The organism is Streptomyces sp. NPDC002779 (genome assembly GCF_042888685.1).
Classification (GTDB): domain Bacteria; phylum Actinomycetota; class Actinomycetes; order Streptomycetales; family Streptomycetaceae; genus Streptomyces.
Genome location: NZ_JBIAQC010000008.1, coordinates 207,031 through 223,239, shown reverse-complemented (window position 1 = coordinate 223,239; position 16,209 = coordinate 207,031). Strand labels below are relative to the sequence as shown.

Sequence of the window (16,209 nt, the reverse complement as noted above, 5' to 3'; positions counted from 1 at the left end):
GGTGCGCGACCACGGACCCGAGTGCGGTATTGTTTCCCTGTTCGTTCGGCCCGGGGAAAGCCCAGGTCAGGCGGGCATCGGGACGTGGCGCAGCTTGGTAGCGCACTTGACTGGGGGTCAAGGGGTCGCAGGTTCAAATCCTGTCGTCCCGACTGTGCGGAAACGCAGGTCGGAGGCCGTTCTCTCATCACGAGAGGGCGGCCTTTCGTACGTCCGGGGGCGGCAGAAAAGCACGGAGAACGTCATGGAGGGGGTGAGGGCTTTCCCGGGTAGTGGGGCCGCGAGGAAAGGACGGCCGGGATGGGCGAGTTTCTGATCGGGACGTGTTCGTGGACGGACAAGGCGCTGGTGGCCGGCGGATGGTACCCACCGGGGCGGCGTGACCCGGAGGGGCGGCTGCGGCACTACGCCGAGCACTTCTCTGTTGTGGAGGTCGACGCCGGTTACTACGCGCTCCCCAGCGTGCGCAACAGTCTGCTCTGGAACGAACGCACTCCGCCGGGCTTCCGGTTCGATGTCAAGGCGTTCTCCCTCCTCACCGGGCACCCCACCCGCAGGACCGCCCTGCCCGCCGACCTGCGCGGCCACGCCCTCGACGACCCGGAGCTGCTCGACGAGGTCTGGCACCGTTTCGGCGCGGCCCTGCGGCCCCTCCAGGAGTCCGGCCGGCTGGGCGCCGTACTGTTCCAGTTCCCGCCGTGGTTCGGTCCGGACGCGCGGGCGGAGACCGTGCTCGATGCCACCAGGAAACGGGCGTACCAGTGGCCGATGGCCGTGGAGTTCCGCCATCCCGACTGGTGGTGCGAGGACCGGCGGGAGCGCACGGCCGCCCTGTTGAGGGACCTGGACGCCACCGCGGTGGCCGTCGACACGGTCCAAGGGCTGCCCACCTCGATGCCCGCCGTCACGCCCGTCACGTCCTCGAGGCTCGCGGTGGTCCGCTTTCACGGCCGTAGCGCCGCCTGGGGGACCGGAAGCAAGGAGGACCGCTTCCGCCATACCTACACGCGGGAGGAACTGGCCGCCTGGCTGCCGCGCCTGCGCTCTCTGGCGGACCGGGCCGAGGAGCTGCACGTCCTGTTCAACAACTGCTGCGGTGACGCCGCGGTACGCGCCGCCGAGACGTTGCGCGATCTGCTGGAAGGTTCCTGAAGCGACCGTCGCCGTCTCAGGACGTGCTGCTCCACCCGGTGCTCCGGGAGTACGCGTCGAGCAGGTCCACCACGAAGACGAGGGTCGAGTGCGCCGGGATCAACGGGGACGGCGACTCCTTGCCGTAGCCGAGACGCGGAGGGATGACGATCTCGCGCCGACCGCCGACCTTCATCCCCCGCACACCCCGGTCCATGCCCTTGATGACCCTGCCGCCGCCGAGGGCGAACTTGAACGGCTCGCCGCGGTCCCAGGAAGCGTCGAACTGCGTCCCGGACTCCAAGGTCACCCCTACGTAGTGCACCCGGACCACCATGCCCGGCCTCACCTCGGGCCCGTCCCCGACGACCAGGTCGCGCACGGTCAGCTCGGTGGGAGCGGCACCCTCGGGAACGTCGACCTCGGGCTTCGTCTGCTCACCCATCACAGGCTCCTCCGTCATGTCCGGGGTCACTGCCAGCGGACCGTCAGTTCTATCTCCACCTCGTCGCCCGCCTCCAGGCCCTGCGGCATGCGTACCGCGGCCTTCAGCGGCAGCAGGTAGCGGCCGTCCCTCGGGAACAGTGACGTGGTGAAGGCGACCGCGCCGATGCGGGCCTCCACCGGGATCACGCCCCAGCCGTAGGTGGCCGCGGACGCCACCTGGTGGATGTCGGCGGACTCCTCCCGCGGTACGGGGACGAAGTAGTACGGCGACGGGCCGCGCCATTCGATCACCTGGCCGGTGAAGGCGAGTTCCAACAGGTCAGCCTCGATTCGGGACAGCTATGCGGTGGGAGAGGCACAGTACACAGACGGCCGGGCCGGCCGACGGGTGTGTCGGCCGGCCCGGGTGTCCAGGGGCGGGGTTCGCTCAGACCAGGTCGAAGCGGTCCAGGTCCATGACCTTGGTCCACGCCGCGGCGAAGTCCCGCACGAACTTCTCCTTCGCGTCGTCGCTCGCGTAGACCTCCGCGAGCGCCCGCAGCTCGGAGTTGGAGCCGAAGACCAGGTCGGCGCGGGTGCCGGTCCACTTGACCGCGCCGGAGGCCGCGTCACGGCCCTCGAAGGTGGTCTGGTCCGGGGACGTCGACTTCCACTCCGTGCCCAGGTCGAGCAGGTTGACGAAGAAGTCGTTGGTCAGCTTGCCCGGCGTCTCGGTGAGCACGCCGTGCTTGGAGCCGTTGTGGTTGGCGCCGAGGACCCGCAGACCGCCGACGAGCACGGTCATCTCGGGGGCGCTCAGCGTGAGCAGGTTCGCCCGGTCCAGCAGCAGGTACTCGGCCGGCAGCCGGTTGCCCTTGCCGAGGTAGTTGCGGAACCCGTCGGACGTCGGCTCCAGCGCCGCGAACGACTCGACGTCGGTCTGCTCCTCGGTCGCGTCGACCCGGCCCGGGGAGAACGCCACCTCGACCTCGACACCGGCGTCCTTGGCGGCCTGCTCCACGGCGGCGGTGCCACCGAGGACGATCAGGTCGGCCAGGGAGACCTTCTTGGCGCCGGAGTTGAACTCGCTCTGGATCTCCTCCAGGGTGCGCAGCACCTGGGCGAGCTCGTCGGGGTTGTTGACCTCCCAGCCGCGCTGCGGCTCCAGGCGGATCCGGGCACCGTTGGCGCCACCGCGCTTGTCACTGCCGCGGAACGTCGAGGCCGACGCCCACGCGGCGGAGACCAGCTGCGGGACGGTCAGACCCGAGGCGAGGATCCTGGCCTTCAGGGCCGCCACGTCGGCGGCGTCGATGACCTCGCCCTCGGCCTGCGGCAGCGGGTCCTGCCACAGCATCGTCTCCTCGGGGACCTCCGGGCCGAGGTACAGCGACTTCGGGCCCAGGTCACGGTGGGTCAGCTTGTACCAGGCGCGGGCGAAGGCGTCCGCGAACTCGGCCGGGTTCTCGTGGAAGCGCTTGGAGATCGGGCCGTAGATCGGGTCGAAGCGCAGCGAGAGGTCGGTGGTGAGCATCGTGGGCAGACGCTTCTTCGACGGGTCGTGCGCGTCGGGGATGATCGCCTCGGCGTCCTTGGCCACCCACTGCTTGGCGCCCGCCGGGGACTCGGTCAGCTCCCACTCGAAGCCGAAGAGGATGTCGAAGAAGTCGTTGCTCCACTGGGTGGGCTTGGTGGTCCAGGTGACCTCCAGACCACTGGTGATCGCGTCGCCGCCCTTGCCGGTGCCGTAGGTGGACTTCCAGCCCAGGCCCTGCTCCTCCATGGAGGCGGCCTCGGGGTCGTTGCCGACATGGTCGGCCGGGCCGGCGCCGTGGGTCTTGCCGAAGGTGTGGCCACCGGCGATCAGCGCGACGGTCTCCTCGTCGTTCATCGCCATCCGGTGGAACGTCTCCCGGATGTCGCGGGCCGCGGCGATCGGGTCCGGGTTGCCGTTGGGGCCCTCCGGGTTGACGTAGATGAGGCCCATCTGGACCGCGCCGAGCGGGTTCTCCAGCTCACGGTCGCCGCTGTAGCGCTGGTCGTCGAGCCAGGTGGTCTCGGGGCCCCAGTAGACGTCCTCGTCGGCCTCCCAGACGTCGGCGCGGCCGCCGCCGAAGCCGAAGGTCTCGAAGCCCATCTGCTCCAGCGCCACGTTGCCCGTGAGGATCATGAGGTCGGCCCAGGACAGGGACTGGCCGTACTTCTTCTTGACCGGCCACAGCAGACGGCGGGCCTTGTCGAGGTTGCCGTTGTCCGGCCAGCTGTTCAGCGGCGCGAAGCGCTGCTGCCCGCGGCCGCCACCGCCGCGGCCGTCGCTGATGCGGTAGGTGCCGGCGCTGTGCCAGGCCATACGGACCATCAGCGGGGCGTAGTTGCCGAAGTCGGCGGGCCACCAGTCCTGCGAGGAGGTGAGCACCTCGGCGATGTCCTGCTTCACGGCGGCCAGGTCGAGGGACTGGAACGCCTCCGCGTAATCGAAGTCCGCACCGAGCGGGTTCGCGACCACCGGGTCCTTGGCAAGGATCTTCAGGTTGAGCCGCTCGGGCCACCACTGGCGGTTGCCGCCGCCCTGGGTCGGGTGCGCGGCACGACCGTGCGCGACGGGGCAGCCCCCCGTGACCTCCTCCGTCTTGGGGTCGGTGACGATTGCGTCGGGGTTCTCAGCCATGGGAATCCTTCCGGGCTTTGGGTGGAGCGGGTGCTCAAAGAGTCTGGGAGGGCGAGCAGTCGGGGCACACGCCCCAGTAGATGACCTCGGCCTCGTCGATCGCGAAGCCGTGGTCGTCCGAGGCCGTCAGGCAGGGGGCGTCGCCGACCGCGCAGTCGACGTCGGCGACGGCACCGCACGACCGGCACAGGACGTGGTGGTGGTTGTCCCCGACGCGGCCCTCGAACCGGGCCGGACTGCCGGCCGGCTCGATACGGCGGACGAGCCCGGCCGTGGTGAGGGCGTGCAGGCCTTCGTACACGGCTTGCAGGGAGACATGGCCCACGCGGTCCCGCACGCCGGAGGCGATGGCCTCGACACCCAGGTGGTCGCCGTGCCGGACGGTCTCCAGCAGCGCGACCCGGGCAGCCGTCACCCGCAGGCCGGCGCCGCGCAGCTCCTCGGCGGTGGTGGGGGTTCCGGATGAGCTCATGCGCCGAACCTACCCTCATAAACACGAATGGTTCAAGAAAACGAACGGTTCAAATTTAATGACGAGCGGACATCGAGCCGGAATCGACCACTGGGCGACCGCGCGGCGACTGCGCGTGACCGTCAGATCACACAGCCGACATGCGCCAGCGCCTGCTTCAGCAGCACGCCGTGCCCGCCCGGCATCTCGCTCTGCACCGCCGGGGACAGCGCCTCCTGAGGGCTGAACCACACCAGGTCCAGGGCGTCCTGGCGGGGGCGGCAGTCCCCGGTGACCGGCACCACATAGGCGAGGGAGACCGCGTGCTGGCGCGGGTCGTGGTACGGCGTGACACCGTGCGTGGGGAAGTACTCCGCGACCGTGAAGGGCTGGAGGGAGGCCGGGACCCGGGGCAGTGCGACCGGGCCGAGGTCCTTCTCCAGGTGCCGCAGGAGCGCGTCGCGCACCCGCTCGTGGTGCAGCACCCGGCCGGAGACCAGGGTCCGGCTGACCGTTCCGTCCGGTCCGATGCGCAGGAGCAGGCCGATGCTGGTGACCTCGCCGCTGTCGTCGACGCGCACGGGCACGGCCTCGACATAGAGGATCGGCATCCGGGCACGGGCCATCTCCAGCTCGTCGGAGGTCAGCCAGCCGGGCGTGGTTTCGGTCATATCAGACATTGCTTGATCATACTTTCCGGGATCGGCGCGCGCTCAGTCGCGACGGTGGACGGTTTCGGCGGGAAGTCCGTACAGGCGGCGGGCGTTGGCGGAGCCGTCGGAGCTGTACAGCAGTTTGCGGAACGGTGTGATCTCCAGCGCCTCGTCCAGGACTCCACGCGCGCGGGCCGGGCCGACGTGGTGCAGGGTCAGGCCCACCCAGCACCGGATCGGCGAGGCGTCCGCCGCCCGCGAGCCACCGCCGGGCCGCCCCGGTGACCTCCGCGTCCGTGGGCCGTGCCGGGTCGAGATCGAAGCCGGTCCGGTAGGCGGCGACGGACTTCACCGCCACCACCCCGGGCCGGCGCACGGCGTCCTCGGCGGCCGCGCGGAAGGCGGCGCCGTACGCGTCCGGCTCGATCCCGGCCCGTACGGTCGCCTCCGCGATGTTCTCCAGCCGTACGACCTCGAAGGCGTCGGCGCCGGCCGGCTCGGCGAGTTGACGCGGCGTGGTGAGGGAGTGCGGGGCGTGGCCGGTGTCGACGCAGAGGGCGACGGTGAGGAAGCGGCGGTTCACCTCGGCCGGGCCGAGTTCGGCGCGCCGGGCGAGGTACTGCTCGGCGGGCGCGTGCCGGGGGAGGTCCAGCACGGGTGCGCAGGGCCGGCGTACCGCCACGCCCACCGGGGTGTCGAAGGGGGAGACGCCGGGCCAGGGGGCGCCCTCGGTCAGCAGGGACTCGAAGCCCGGCCGGTCCAGGTCCCCGGTGACCACGCCGTGGCAGTGGTGATCGGTGAGCGGGTGGGCGGCGAGGGTCTGGTGGCCCGCGGTGGCCGGCACGTCAGTACCGCCAGCGGTACGCCGCCGCGATCCGCCCGTCGTCGAGCCCGTCGGCGGCGGCGATCTCCCCTTCGCGTACGGCGATCACCGCGTCGGTGAGCACCGGCCCGAGGGCGGTGCGCAGCACCTCGTCCGCCCGGAACTCCGCCACGGCCTCACCGAGCGAGGCCGGCAGCCGGCGCACACCCCGGGCGCGGGCCTGTCCGGCGTCCAGCAACTCCGGGTTGCCGGTGGTCTCCTGGGGCAGGGGCGTGGACCTCGCCATGCCGTCGAGGCCGGCGGCGATGACGCAGCCGAGGGCGAGATAGGGGTTGGCGGCGAGGTCGGCCGGCTTGATCTCGATGTTCGCGGACCGGTCCTGGAGGCCGGCGGTGCCGGTGATCACCCGCACGCCCGCCTCGCGGGTCTCCCGGCCCCACGCGGTGAACGCCCCTGCCCACCGGGAGGGCTTGAGGCGCAGATAGCTGGCGGGGCTGGGCGCGGTCACCGCGGTGAGCGCCGGGAGGCGGGTGAGCACACCGGCCGTGAAGGACTCGGCCTCGGCCGTCATGCCGTGGCGGCGGTCGCCGCCCGCGTGCAGATTGACGCCGTCGCGCCAGGCGGAAAGGTGGAGGTGGCCGCCGTTGCCGACGCCCTCGGCGACCACCGCGGGGGCGAAGGAGACGACGAGGCCGTGGCGCCGGGCCACCGCCCGGATCGTCTGGCGCACCAGCACACTGCGGTCGGCCGCCGCGACCGGGTCCAGCGCGCCCACCGACACCTCGAACTGCCCGGCCGCGTACTCGGGATGGATCTGGTCGACGTCCACGCCCTGTTCGGCGAGCGCGGCCAGCAGGTCGGCGGAACAGTCGCTCAGCTCGACCTGCCGGGCGGCGCCGTAGGCGGGGCCGGTCGTCGCGGGCACCAACTCGCCCTCGGGCGAGGGGCCCTGGCCGATGGTCCACTCGATCTCGATCGACGCGCGGAAGGCGAGGCCCTGGCGGGCGGAGTCGGTGACCAGGTGCCGCAGGAAGGTGCGGCTGCACCCTGGGTGCGGGTCGCCCTCCTGGGTGATCCGGTCGACCGGGGCCCACGCCCAGCCGGGCTGCCGGGACAGCGCCACCAGGCGCCCGAGGTGGGGGTAGAGCCGCAGATCGCCGTCGGGGGAGCCGAGGTGGCCGGTGGTGACGATGGAGTCGTCCGCGAGGAAGGTGTCGAACACGGGGGACATGCCGACGCCCCAGGCCGCCGCCGCGGGCAGCTTCGCGGTCGGGATCGCCTTCACCCTGCCGATTCCGGCGGTGTCCACGTAGGCCAGCACGATGCCGTGCACGCCCCGCCCGGACAGCTCGCCGCTCAGCGCGGTGGCCCGCTCGATGTCCCCGGGACGCCCTCCGGGCACGGGATCGGCAAGGGTGGTCATCCGTTCTCCTCGTCGAGCTGGGCCGCGACACTCGCTGGGGCGTCAGGGTTTCACGGCCACCGTGCCGTCCTGCGGCACCGCAACGGGAGAGTCGGAAACCGGCCCTGGGGCCATTGTGCCGTCCCTTGATCATCCTGTCTTCGGAATCGGCGTCTCCGGAACCGTGCAGGGGCAGGGGAGGTTGGGCCCTGGGAGGGAGGAGGAGGGTGAGCAGGATGCCTCAGGGTTTGCGGGCGACCCCGCCGTAGAGGGAGACGGGGCCATCGCCGAGCGGGGCCTCGTCCCGGGCGAGGTCGGGGCGCCAGTCCCGCACCGACACGATCCCCGGCTCCATCAGGTCGAGTCCCTTGAAGAATCCGCCCACTTCGGCCCGGCTGCGCGCGACGAGCGTCACTCCGCCCGCCGCGTACCGCTCGATGCCCTGCCGGACGTTCTCCGGCTCGAAGTCGGCGGTCATGCAGGACAGGACCAGACAACTGCCCGGCGCCAGTGCCTCGACGAGGGTGTCCACCAGCTCGTAGGCGCCGTCCTCGTCCGCGACGAAGTGCAGCAGGGCGATCAGGGACAGGGCGATCGGGCGGTCGAAGTCCAGCAGCCGGGCGGCCTGTTCAAGGATCACGCCGGGCTCGCGGGCGTCCGCCTGGAGGTACTCCGTCACGCCCTCCGGGGTGCCGCGCAGCAGCGCCTCGGCGTGCGCGAGGACGATGGGGTCGTTGTCGACGTAGACCACGCGCGCGTCCGGGGCGAAGGACTGGGCGATCTGGTGGAGGTTGGGCTCGGTGGGTATGCCCGTGCCGATGTCCAGGAACTGGCGTATGCCGGTCGTCCCGGCGAGGTGGCGCGTGGCCCGCTGCATGAAGCAGCGGTTGCTGCGCGCCGCCCGCGGCGCACCCGTGTCGATCGCCATGATCTGGCGGCCGAGGGCCTCGTCGACCGGGTAGTTGTCCTTGCCGCCGAGGTACCAGTCGTAGACCCGGGCCGGATGGGGCCGGGTCGTGTCGATACGGACGGCCGGCTCGGTCCCGGTCACACATGGCTCCTCTGCTCGCTCGGCACGGGGGTGCGCTGCGGGCAGTCTTTCACGATCACCGGAGACGGCGGAGACTGTCTTCGGCCACCTCACGGTCGGCTGTCGGCCACCTCAACACCCGTGTCGGCGCCGCCCGTTCACGGCGCTCACGCCTTGAGCGGGTCGTGGCCCAGGGACATCAGCAGGTGCCTGCGGCGGGGGTCCTCCGCCGCGGGTTCGTTCTCCACGTCCGCCTGTTCGGCGACCGTGTCGACCACCTCGTACATCACCGTGACGTCGTCGTCGGTGAGGTCCGTGCGGCGCTTCTGGAGGATCGCCAGGACATGCTGTCCGGTCGGCGAACCGGCGTGCTCGGGGAGGGGTTCGGTCTCCTCGGAGGCCTCGCTGACCCGCAGCCAGGCGGCCAGTTCCTGCGAGGTCATGTTCACGGCACGGTGGAAGTCCTCCCACAGCGCGTCGAGTTCGAGGGAGTCGGTCATGGTCAGCCCCTTTCACTCGCCCTCTTGCTCAGCCGTGCGCCTACTCGTCCCGGGGCCAGTTCTCGGCGTCGAACATCCAGCGCTGCTTCTCCAGGTCGCCGGTGACGCTGATGAGCAGGTCCTGGGTGACGGGATCCGCCTTCTCGGTGGCATCGATACGGGCGCGCAGCCGGCCGATGGCCGATTCCAGCGCGGCCACCATCAGCTTGACGACCTCGGTGTCGCGCAGCCAGCCCTCATCCGCGCTGGGCAGGCCGAGGGATGCGGCGACGGTCTCCGGGCGGCCGTCGGGGGAGACGCCGATCGCGGCGGCGCGTTCGGCGACGGTGTCGGCGTGCTCGCGGGCGGCCAGGACGACCTCGTCCAGCTGCAGGTGGATCGAGCGGAACCTCGGTCCGACGACGTTCCAGTGCGCCTGCTTGCCGATCAGTGACAGACCCAGCAGGTCGACCAGCGTGTCCTGGAGGGCGTCACCGGCGATGCGGCATTCCTTGTCGGGCAGAGTGCTCTTCACCACGGTCATAGGGTGCTTCTCCTCTCGGCGTGCTGCCTTGACGTCCGGAGCAGTACGGCGCGTTCCTCCTCGCAGGTTCCGCCCCACACACCCGATGCCTGGCCGCTGTGCAGCGCGAAGGCCAGACACTGGGTGATCACCGGGCAGCGGGCGCACACGCGCTTGGCCGCCGCGGTCTCCCGCAGCGCCGGCCCGCGTAGGCCCACGGGAAAGAACAACTCGGGGTCCTCCCCTGCGCAGGCTGCTCTCCGCAACCACTCCATGAGGCGCGGGTGCCCGGGGTGTACTCGTGCAAACGCGGCGTTCCGCCGTCGGCCGGGGTTCTTCCCAGGGGGAGGGGCGGCGGTCTATAGTCAAAAACTAGCGGTGCTAATTAAGAGAGTCGTTGTCGGTCAGGAGTCCTTCTCGTGCGTCCCGTCCACTTCGCGGCCGCCCGCCGCACCCCCATCGGCAAACTGCGCGGAGCCCTGTCCTGTGTACGTCCCGACGACCTCGCCGCGACCGTGATCCGCGGGCTGGTCGCCGACGTGCCCGCGCTCGACCCGGCGCGCATCGACGACGTGTACTGGGGCGCCGCCAACCAGTCCGGCGAGGACAACCGCAACGTCGCCCGCATGGCCGCGCTGCTCGCCGGGCTGCCCGAGTCGGTGCCCGGCGCGACCGTGAACCGGCTGTGCGCGTCCGGTCTGGAGGCCGTGACCACCGCCGCCCGCACCATCGCCGCGGGCGAGGCCGACATCGTGCTCGCGGGCGGATCCGAGTCGATGAGCCGCGCGCCCTTCGTCCTGGCCCGGCCCGACGAGGCCCTTGCGCACCGCATCGAGACCGTCGACACCCGGCTCGGCTGGCGGCTGGTCAACCCGGCGATGAAGGACCTCCACGGGCTGCTGTCCATGGGGGAGACCGCGGAGGAGGTCGCCTCGCGCCACGGCGTCTCGCGCGAGCGGCAGGACGAGTTCGCGCTGCGCAGCCACCGGCTGGCCGCCGAGGCCCGCAAGAACGGCCACTTCGACGACGAACTGCTGCCGGTCGAGCGGCCCGACGGGGTGGTCGTCGACAGCGACGAGTGCGTGCGCGAGGACACCTCGGTGGAGAAACTCGCGCGGCTCAAGCCCGTCTTCCGGGAGGGCGGCACGGTCACCGCGGGGAACGCCTCGCCGATGAACGACGGTGCCGCGGGGCTGCTCCTCGTCAGCGAGGAGGCCCTGAACGAACTCGGTCTCGAATCGCTCGGACGGTACGCGGGCGGCGCGTCCGCGGGTGTGCATCCGGATGTGATGGGGATCGGGCCGGTTCCGGCCACGCAGAAGGTGCTCGCGCGGGCGCGGTGGAGCGTGGCGGACATCCAGGAGGCCGAGTTCAACGAGGCGTTCGCGGCGCAGGCGCTGGCCTGTGTCGACCGCCTCGGGATCGATCCGGAGCTGGTCAATCCGACGGGCGGCGCGATCGCTCTCGGCCATCCCCTGGGCTGCTCGGGCGCCCGCATCCTGACGACCCTGCTGCACCGCATGCGCCGCACGGGTGCGGAGCGCGGCCTGGCCACGATGTGCGTCGGGGTGGGGCAGGGGAGCGCGGTGCTGGTCGAGCGCCACTAGGGCCTGCCGGCACCTGACCGCTTGCCGGGCGATACCTGGCGGGGTTGCGTTCGCCGACCGGTGAGGCGCCTGCTGACGTGCTGGTTGGATGTGCATAGCATCGGTCTTCGCATGGACACGATGACGCTGTGGCACCTCACCGGCTGGGAGTTCGTCGCGCTCGCCTTCGCGGCGCTGCTCGTCGGCTTCTCCAAGACCGCCGTGAGCGGGGCCAACACGGTCAGCCTGGCGGTCTTCGCCGCGGTGCTGCCCGCCCGTGCCTCCACGGGTGTCCTGCTTCCGGTGCTGATCGCCGGGGACCTGCTCGCCGTGCTCACCTACCGGCGGCACGCGCACTGGCCCACGCTGTGGCGGCTGTTCCCCGCGGTCGCGGGCGGAGTGGTCGCGGGCACGGTGTTCCTGATGTGGGCCGACGACGGGATCGTCCGGACGTCGATCGGCGCGATCCTGCTGCTGATGGCCGCCGTGACGGTGTGGCGGCGCAGGACCGCCGACGCCGAGCGGGACCCGGACGCGGTGGTGACCCGCGGCGGCCGGATCAAGGCCCGCTCCTACGGCGTCCTCGGCGGGTTCACCACCATGGTCGCCAACGCCGGTGGCCCGGTGATGGCGATGTACCTGCTCTCGGCGGGCTTCCGGAAGCTCGGGTTCCTGGGCACCTCGGCCTTCTTCTTCCTGATCGTCAACGTCTCCAAGGTGCCGTTCAGCGTCGGGCTCGGCCTCATCGACAGGCGCTCGCTACTGCTGGACGCCGCGCTCGTGGGGTTCGTGGTGCCGGGCGCGCTCCTCGGCAAATGGGCTGTGAACCGGATCGACCAGCGACTCTTCGAGCACCTCGTCATCGCGGCGACCGTGGTGGGCGGCGTCCAGCTCCTGCTGCCCTGAACGGACGGCCGTAGGCTCACCCCATGGCCCCGCATGTCCTCATCCTCGGCGGCACCACGGAGGCCCGTGAGCTCGCCGCCGTGCTCACCGCGCTGCCCGGTGTCCGGGTGACCACCTCGCTCGCGGGCCGCGTCAAGCGGCCCGGCACCGTCACCGGCGAGGTCCGCATCGGAGGGTTCGGCGGTGCGGACGGGCTCGCGCAGTGGCTGCGCGAGGAGCGCGTGGACGCCCTCGCCGACGCCACCCACCCCTTCGCCGCGTCGATCACGGCGAACGCCGCCCGCGCCGCCGCGGCGACCGGAGTACCGGCGGTGGTGCTGCGCCGCCCCGGCTGGCAGCCCGGCCCGCAGGACCGCTGGCATCCGGTCGCCTCCCTGGACGCGGCGGCCGAACTGCTGCCGAGCCTGGGCCGCCGGGTCTTCCTGACCACGGGCCGCCTCGGCCTCGCGGCCTTCGCCCGGCTGACGGACCTGCACTTCGTCGTACGGTCCGTGGAGCCGCCCGAGCCGCCGCTGCCGCCGCGCACCGAAGTCCTGCTGGCCCGCGGCCCGTTCACCGTGGCCGACGAGACGGCCCTGCTGCTGGGCCACTGTGTAGACGTCCTGGTGACCAAGGACAGCGGCGGGCAGGCGACGGCGGCGAAACTCACGGCCGCCCGGCACCTCGCGCTCCCCGTGGTGGTCGTACGGCGTCCGCCGCTGCCCGAGGACGTCGTGGCGGTGCCGGACGTGGCGGGCGTACTGGAACGGCTGGGTCTCAGCCCTCGATGACCGAGCGCCGCATCCGGTCGATGACGCGCAGCACCTCGGTACGGTTCTTGGCGCTCTTGACCCAGGCGGGGAGCCTCGCCACGACGGTCATCTTCCGGCCGTGCTCGTACCAGGGCGCCCGCTCGCGCAGATCCGCCGCGACGAACCGGCGGATCAGGTCCAGGTGTTCCAGGCTGTACGCCCACAGCTCACCGTGCCGGGTCTCCGCCCGGAGCCACAGCGCCGGCCAGGTGCCCTGTGCGACGGGGCCGCACCGGCCGCAGGACCGGCAGATCACCCTGGCCGACTCGAAGTGGGCGACGCGGTCGCAGCCCGGGCAGCGGACCAGCACCGAGTCGCGGTAGCCGTACCCGCCCGTGCCGGGATCGTGGAAGCGGACCGGTGCGGGAGACATGGCCCGATCATGACGGTGACCGGTGCCGCGGGGCAATCGGCTTTCAGCGGGCGGCCGCCGTCGCCGGTTCCCTCAGCCGGGCCGGCATGCCGCTGCTCAGGTCCTCCAGGAGCAGCCGCTTGGCGATCGTGTCTACGGCGGCGCGCAGATCCGTGCCCGAGGGGCGGCCGATGTCCCGCTCCACCCGCTCCTCCAGCCAGACGGCCCAGGAACGGCTGATCACCTCGGCCTCACGGGCGCCCGCCCGGGTGTGCGAGAGCAGGGAGCCGTCGCGGGTCAGATAGCCCTCCTCGACCATCCGGTCGAAGACCGGCAGCAGTACCTCGGGCGGCACATGGCGGCGGGCGGCGATCAGCCCCAGGCTCGCGTGGCCGACCATCCGGGTCAGCAGCTCCACCTGCATCACCGCCCAGGCACCGGCCACGTCGAGACGGGTGTCGGAGGACCGCACCAGCTCGCGTGCGGTGTCCAGATCGGTACTGCCGATGATCTTCATGACGGAGGCTTCCAGCACCCGCTGCGAGTCGGCGCCGCGCGGCTGCGCGAACCCCTCGCCCATGTCCGTCGACCCCATCCGGGCACTGTCCCGCAGCTGGACCTGCTTGAGGAACAGGGCGACGAGGAAACCGAGCGCCGCGACCGGCACCGTCCACAGGAACACCGTCTGGAGGGTGTCGGCGTAGGCGTCGACGATGGGCCCCGCGACCGCCGGCGGCAGCTCGTGCACGCCCTCGGGACTGGTCGCCGCCCGGGCGACGGTCGCCGGGTCCACCTCCCCGGTCCGGGCGGCGGCCTCGACTCCCTCCCGCAGGTGGGGCGTGAGGCTGTTGGTGTAGATCGTGCCGAAGACGGCCGTACCGAAGGAGCTGCCGAGCGTACGGAAGAAGGTCACGCCCGAGGTCGCGGTGCCGAGATCGGCGTACTCCACGGTGTTCTGCACCGCGATCGTCAGCACCTGCATGCACAGGCCGATGCCGGTGCCGAGCACGAACATGTACAGCGACTCCAGCCAGGCCCCGGTGGACGGCCCCATCAGGGACATCAGATACAGCCCGACGCCCATGACCAGGGAGCCGATGATCGGGAAGATCCGGTATCTGCCGGTCTTGCTGACGACGTTGCCGCTGAAGACCGACGCGATCAGCAGTCCGGCCACCATCGGCAGCGTCCGCACGCCGGAGACGGTGGCGGAGTCGCCGTCCACGTACTGCAGGTACGTCGGCAGATAGGTCAGCGCGCCCAGCATGGCGAAGCCGACGATGAAGCTGAGGACCGAGCAGACCGTGAAGACCGGGTTGCCGAACAGTCGCATGGGCAGCATCGGTTCGGCCGCGCGGGTCTCCACCCAGCAGAAGAGCCCGAGGGCGAGCACCCCGCCGACGAACAGGCCGATGATGACGCCCGAGCCCCACGCGTACTCGTTGCCGCCCCAACTCGTCGCCAGGATCAGCGCGCTGGCGCCGATCGCGACGAACGCGATGCCGAGATAGTCGATGACCGGCCGGGCGGCCGACTTCACCACCGGAATGGTGCGGGCGGCGGCGATGACGACGACGATCGCGATGGGGACGTTGACGTAGAAGGCCCAGCGCCAGGAGAGATGGTCGGTGAACAGGCCGCCCAGCAGCGGCCCGACGACCGTGGCCACCCCGAACACGGCGCCGATCGCGCCCTGGTACTTGCCGCGCTCGCGCAGCGGGATCACATCGGCGATCAGCGCCATCGAGGTGACCATGAGCCCGCCCGCGCCGACGCCCTGCATCGCCCGCCACATGATCAGCAGCGTCATGTTGTCGGCGAGGCCGCACAGGAACGAGCCCGTGATGAACACGATCGCCGAGACCTGGAAGACCACCTTGCGGCCGAACATGTCGCCGAACTTGCCCACCAGCACGGTCGCGACGGTCTCGGCGAGGAGGTACGACGTCACCACCCACGACATGTGCGCGGCACCGCCGAGGTCCGACACGATCGTGGGCAGCGCGGTGCCGACGATCGTCTGGTCCAGGGCGGCCAGCAGCATGCCCAGCATGATCGTGACGAAGACGACGTTGCGCCGGCGCTTGTCCAGCACGGGAGGCTCTGCGGCGGGCGGACGCGCGGTTTCCTCGGCGATGGTCACGAGGACACGATCACACCGGGCGGTTGCCCCCGCACGCGGGACGGGCCCTAGGTGTGGTCCGGGCCGTGCTCCGGGTTGCGGCGCAGCAGATACGTGTCCATGATCCAGCCCTTGCGCTCGCGGGCCTCGGCGCGCAGCCGCTCGATCCGCGGCGCCGCCTCGGCGATCGGGCCGGAGGCGAGGATCTCGTCCGGGGTGCCTATGTAGGCGCCCCAGTAGATGTCGATGTCCTGGTCGGCGTACTGCCGGAAGGTCTGGTGCGCGTCGAGCATCACCACCACGTCGTCCACGCCCTCGGGGAACCCCTCGGTGAGGCGCCGCCCGGTGGTGATCTGCACGGGACGGGCGACCCGGTTGAGCCCGGTCCGATGGCGGGCGACGAGCGCGGAGACACTGCTGATGCCGGGGATGACGTCGTACACGAAGGTCACCGCGCCCTTGCGCAGCACCTCCTCCAGGATCCCCAGCGTGCTGTCGTAGAGCGCCGGATCGCCCCAGACCAGGAACGCCCCGGTCTCGTCCGCGCCGAGCTCCTCGGTGATCAGCCGCTCGTAGATGCCGGCGCGGGCACTGCGCCAGTCGCCGACGGCGGGGGAGTAGGCGGACCCGCCGGCCGAGCGGTCCCGCTCCGGGTCGCGCGCCTCGACCACGCGGTACGTCCCCGGCGGCACATGTGCGTCCAGCATGTCCCGGCGCAGCCGGGTGAGGTCCGACTTCACCTCGCCCTTGTCCAGGACGAAGAACACGTCCGTGCTCCGCAGCGCCCGGACCGCCTGGAGGGTCAACTGGTCGGGGTCGCCCGCGCCGATACCGATGACATGAATCTTTCGCACCCCCCGAGTCTG

At 71.5% G+C, this 16,209-nt stretch carries 17 protein-coding genes, 1 tRNA gene and 1 pseudogene; 5 read left to right on the top strand and 14 right to left on the bottom strand.

The features are described from left to right. Positions 1–78 precede the first annotated feature (78 nt). Together ACFYW5_RS23705 and ACFYW5_RS23700 are read left to right on the top strand one after the other, a co-directional pair. A tRNA-Pro gene (locus ACFYW5_RS23705) sits at positions 79–152 on the top strand. Between the two features lie 148 nt (positions 153–300). Next, the gene (locus tag ACFYW5_RS23700) at positions 301–1,152 is read left to right on the top strand and encodes a DUF72 domain-containing protein (protein ID WP_389419058.1); all 852 of its coding nucleotides are present in this window, start codon (positions 301–303) and stop codon (positions 1,150–1,152) included. Positions 1,153–1,168: 16 nt separating this feature from the next. Here the strand turns inward: ACFYW5_RS23700 and ACFYW5_RS23695 are convergent, their stop codons facing one another. The 11 genes and pseudogenes from ACFYW5_RS23695 to ACFYW5_RS23645 all read right to left on the bottom strand — a co-directional run bounded on the left by ACFYW5_RS23695 (position 1,169) and on the right by ACFYW5_RS23645 (position 9,861). After that, positions 1,169–1,576: an FKBP-type peptidyl-prolyl cis-trans isomerase gene (locus ACFYW5_RS23695; protein WP_389419057.1), complete on the bottom strand. Its 408-nt coding sequence runs from the start codon at positions 1,574–1,576 to the stop codon at positions 1,169–1,171. A 26-nt stretch (positions 1,577–1,602) separates the two neighbouring features. Further along, positions 1,603–1,893, bottom strand: a complete 291-nt coding sequence (locus tag ACFYW5_RS23690; RefSeq protein WP_389419056.1) for a DUF1905 domain-containing protein — start codon at positions 1,891–1,893, stop codon at positions 1,603–1,605. A 112-nt stretch (positions 1,894–2,005) separates the two neighbouring features. Continuing rightward, a complete protein-coding gene (gene katG / locus ACFYW5_RS23685) occupies positions 2,006–4,225 on the bottom strand; it encodes a catalase/peroxidase HPI (RefSeq protein WP_389419055.1) in 2,220 nt (739 codons plus the stop codon). A gap of 34 nt (positions 4,226–4,259) precedes the next feature. Next, complete coding sequence (locus tag ACFYW5_RS23680) at positions 4,260–4,697, bottom strand: Fur family transcriptional regulator (RefSeq protein WP_389419054.1); 438 nt, start codon at positions 4,695–4,697, stop codon at positions 4,260–4,262. A gap of 122 nt (positions 4,698–4,819) precedes the next feature. Then, positions 4,820–5,347 carry an NUDIX hydrolase family protein gene (locus ACFYW5_RS23675; RefSeq protein ID WP_250073405.1) on the bottom strand — a complete coding sequence of 176 codons (528 nt, stop codon included), beginning with the start codon at positions 5,345–5,347 and terminating at the stop codon, positions 4,820–4,822. Positions 5,348–5,389: 42 nt separating this feature from the next. Beyond that, positions 5,390–6,173, bottom strand: a pseudogene (locus ACFYW5_RS23670) (hypothetical protein). 1 nt (position 6,174) lies between these two features. Then, on the bottom strand, positions 6,175–7,575 hold the full coding sequence (locus ACFYW5_RS23665) for a glutamine synthetase (RefSeq protein ID WP_389419053.1): 1,401 nt from the start codon (positions 7,573–7,575) through the stop codon (positions 6,175–6,177). A gap of 220 nt (positions 7,576–7,795) precedes the next feature. Beyond that, positions 7,796–8,605, bottom strand: coding sequence for an SAM-dependent methyltransferase (locus ACFYW5_RS23660; RefSeq protein WP_389419052.1), 810 nt, complete (start codon positions 8,603–8,605; stop codon positions 7,796–7,798). Between the two features lie 146 nt (positions 8,606–8,751). Beyond that, positions 8,752–9,084, bottom strand: a complete 333-nt coding sequence (locus tag ACFYW5_RS23655; protein WP_389419051.1) for a DUF3140 domain-containing protein — start codon at positions 9,082–9,084, stop codon at positions 8,752–8,754. Between the two features lie 40 nt (positions 9,085–9,124). Beyond that, the gene (locus tag ACFYW5_RS23650) at positions 9,125–9,607 is read right to left on the bottom strand and encodes a Dps family protein (RefSeq protein ID WP_389419050.1); all 483 of its coding nucleotides are present in this window, start codon (positions 9,605–9,607) and stop codon (positions 9,125–9,127) included. Further along, positions 9,604–9,861: a WhiB family transcriptional regulator gene (locus tag ACFYW5_RS23645; RefSeq protein ID WP_250073404.1), complete on the bottom strand. Its 258-nt coding sequence runs from the start codon at positions 9,859–9,861 to the stop codon at positions 9,604–9,606. Before ACFYW5_RS23645 ends, ACFYW5_RS23650 begins: the two co-directional genes overlap by 4 nt. A 144-nt stretch (positions 9,862–10,005) precedes the next feature. Here ACFYW5_RS23645 and ACFYW5_RS23640 point away from each other — a divergent pair, with 144 nt between their 5' ends. From ACFYW5_RS23640 to ACFYW5_RS23630, 3 genes are all read left to right on the top strand, one after another. Next, a complete protein-coding gene (locus ACFYW5_RS23640) occupies positions 10,006–11,193 on the top strand; it encodes a thiolase family protein (protein ID WP_389419049.1) in 1,188 nt (395 codons plus the stop codon). Between the two features lie 111 nt (positions 11,194–11,304). Further along, entirely contained in the window at positions 11,305–12,078 is a 774-nt protein-coding gene (locus ACFYW5_RS23635; RefSeq protein ID WP_389419048.1) for a sulfite exporter TauE/SafE family protein, read from the top strand. 23 nt (positions 12,079–12,101) lie between these two features. Further along, the gene (locus tag ACFYW5_RS23630) at positions 12,102–12,848 is read left to right on the top strand and encodes a cobalt-precorrin-6A reductase (RefSeq protein ID WP_389419047.1); all 747 of its coding nucleotides are present in this window, start codon (positions 12,102–12,104) and stop codon (positions 12,846–12,848) included. On the opposite strand, the gene ACFYW5_RS23625 is transcribed toward ACFYW5_RS23630, so the two are convergent. The 3 genes from ACFYW5_RS23625 to cobF are packed head-to-tail and all read right to left on the bottom strand — an operon-like array spanning position 12,835 to position 16,197. Further along, positions 12,835–13,242, bottom strand: coding sequence for a hypothetical protein (locus tag ACFYW5_RS23625; RefSeq protein ID WP_389419046.1), 408 nt, complete (start codon positions 13,240–13,242; stop codon positions 12,835–12,837). The two genes, ACFYW5_RS23630 and ACFYW5_RS23625, sit on opposite strands and share 14 nt — an antisense overlap. Positions 13,243–13,285: 43 nt before the next feature. Continuing rightward, positions 13,286–15,364, bottom strand: a complete 2,079-nt coding sequence (locus ACFYW5_RS23620; RefSeq protein ID WP_389419045.1) for an MDR family MFS transporter — start codon at positions 15,362–15,364, stop codon at positions 13,286–13,288. 47 nt (positions 15,365–15,411) lie between these two features. Then, positions 15,412–16,197, bottom strand: coding sequence for a precorrin-6A synthase (deacetylating) (cobF, locus tag ACFYW5_RS23615; RefSeq protein WP_389419044.1), 786 nt, complete (start codon positions 16,195–16,197; stop codon positions 15,412–15,414). Positions 16,198–16,209 lie beyond the last annotated feature (12 nt).